Annotated in this window: 1 pseudogene; it reads left to right on the top strand. The window is 33.5% G+C overall.

What is annotated here, in order from left to right:
* Nucleotides 1–400 (top strand): annotated as a pseudogene (locus J8281_RS19180) (TonB-dependent receptor); the annotation flags it as partial.

Below are 400 nucleotides of genomic sequence, written 5' to 3'. Positions count from 1 at the left end.
CATTGTAGAAAATACAATAAGCTTTAATAAAAATTATAATAAACATAAAGTTGAAGCATTAGTAGGTTCTGTTGCGCAAAAATTTAGATTTGAGGATAGTAGTATACAAACTAGAAATTTTGCAAGTGATGCCATAACAACGCCTAGTGGTGGTGCAGAACTCTTTTCGGCATCAGCATTTAAATCAGAAAGAGCAAATACTTCGTTTTTAAGCAGAATAAATTATGGCTATGATGATAAGTATCTTGTAACTGCCAATTTTAGAGCGGATGGATCTAGTGTTTTTGGACCTGATAAACGCTGGGGATATTTCCCATCATTTTCATTGGGATGGCGTATGTCTAGAGAAAGTTTTATCAAAGACGACTCATTCATTAATGATTTAAAACTTAGAGCAGGA

Source organism: Aquimarina sp. U1-2, from assembly GCF_017897595.1.
GTDB lineage: Bacteria > Bacteroidota > Bacteroidia > Flavobacteriales > Flavobacteriaceae > Aquimarina.
The sequence above is the reverse complement of the archived record's forward strand: the minus strand, read 5'-3'. Positions and strand labels throughout refer to the sequence as shown.